This window comes from Wolbachia endosymbiont of Laodelphax striatellus, from assembly GCF_007115015.1.
Lineage (GTDB): Bacteria > Pseudomonadota > Alphaproteobacteria > Rickettsiales > Anaplasmataceae > Wolbachia.
This window is the reverse complement of record NZ_MUIX01000002.1, coordinates 165486-167309: the sequence shown is the minus strand read 5'-3', so window position 1 is coordinate 167309 and position 1824 is coordinate 165486. Positions and strand designations below refer to the sequence as shown.

At 37.3% G+C, this 1824-nt stretch carries 2 protein-coding genes; both read right to left on the bottom strand.

Annotated elements, in window-relative coordinates; genetic code table 11:
* On the bottom strand, nucleotides 1-1166 hold a 1166-nt coding region (locus BVG17_RS10570; RefSeq protein ID WP_143688994.1), incomplete at its 3' end, for a hypothetical protein.
* A 5-nt stretch (nucleotides 1167-1171) separates the two neighbouring features.
* Nucleotides 1172-1824 (bottom strand): DUF4815 domain-containing protein (locus BVG17_RS10565; RefSeq protein ID WP_143688993.1); only part of this gene is annotated, 653 nt, incomplete at its 5' end.

Sequence of the window (1824 nt, the reverse complement as noted above, 5' to 3'; positions counted from 1 at the left end):
TTAGGACGATAAATAACCGTTCCACTTAAAACCAATTTTATCCTTGTCTCATTGCCATTAAAGTTTGATAGCACATGAGTTCTCTCCACCCAATTTTCTCCAATTGGTTTTCCTGATGTTAAATTTACTAATTGCCATTTTTCTCCCCCTTTAGCGCTTTGTTCCACATATGATTTTACATCTGCAGTGCCAGGTATTAATGCATCATACGTTATGGTAACCTTAGTATTGGATCCTGCGGTAATGCTCCTAGTTACATAATCTCCAGACTCTGAAAGATTACCCATAACTAACTGTAACCCAGGATAAAGAACTGGACTTTTTTCTTGCCCTCCTTTTAGGCTTGCTTTTACCGTTAGCTCTCCAGATAATCTTTCACGCAATGCAAGTGGCAAATTATCAGACAGAAAGTTTTCTCTTCCCTCTTCGTCTGTTAAAATAAATTCTACATTGGTATCAAATGCTACTTTTTCAACATTTGTTAAAACTATTAAATCTGATACGTTATTCGCATTGACTTTGCCAAGATTAAAAAGGTGAAAAAGTTCGCTAAATTTTGCAGCTAGTAATCGAAACGTTAAATCTAAATTTTGATGTGGTGTCCACGTACTTGCATTGCTTGATGAGAGTAATACTCCTACTTGATATGGTTGACTTGTTACCCACCTACTATTTACTGCATCATATTTGCCAAGTTCTGCTATTTTTACTGCAGTATCTGCATCATCAGTGAGTAGCACTATTGCATACTCTTGTCCTGCATGGCAAAACACTGGTGACCAAGTAATACGTGTTGCTGTACCATCTACCTTTATATCTTTTGGCTCAATATAGCTTTCAGCGATAACAGTTTGTGAGGGCATTCCCACTGCTGTTTCTCTAGTCTGAACAACAACACGTTTTTTGCCTTTATTTATAAACCATAGCTCCACACCTCCTATGTGCCTACTTTCATTTAGCGTAAATGTTTGCGCTAATGGATCAACTCGTCTTGCTGCGATAACTCTTCTTCTTTCTTCTATGGTAATAGTTTTTTTACCAGTATAAGTTGTCTCTCCATAGCTTCCTTTATCCCCATAAAACTGTACTAATTTAGTACCTGCTGGAATGTTTGCTGGGATTTTTATCTTTCCCTTTAATTTTCCTTGGTTGTTAGCTGTTAACATCTTTTTTATGCTGTAGGTTGAATGCTCATACCGTCAAATTTTATCTCCTTAAGCCTCTCATTTGGCTCAAAACCTTCAATTTCAAAATCTTGTACCGCTTCTCTCATAAATTCAGCTTCATACGAAGTACTTGACAGCAGCTCTGTTGTTTCTTTAACATTAAATACTCTCGTTACTGGACTTTTCCAATTCGTGGTAACCTCTGTCCAGTGATCTATATTTTTATTTAGAGTAATTTGTGCCGGGACTGGATCAAAAGCTTGATATGGATTGATCTTTTCTCCTTTGGTCTGTAAAAGCTGCTCCAGTACCGGTTCAAGTTCATACGGCAACAAATAAGTTTTTTCTCCTCCATCAATATCAGCAATCGTTACATCTATTGGTAAAATTAATTCCTTGTTTACTATCGCTGCAGACTGCGAAATTCCTTGATCACGCATATCATCATCGAAGAACGAATCAACAAATACTCCTTTTTTGGTGGTAGGTTCTCTTGAATTTGCATCACTGCGTAGACGTTCCTCTGCAACCAGCGCATAAAGATCATTTATTCCTTTTTTCATTGCTTCAAGCTCATTCATCGGTACAGCATGAATAGCATTATTCACTATTTTTACCCCTTCTCCGTTTTTCCATGTTTGGTGAATGTAGCAGAGCA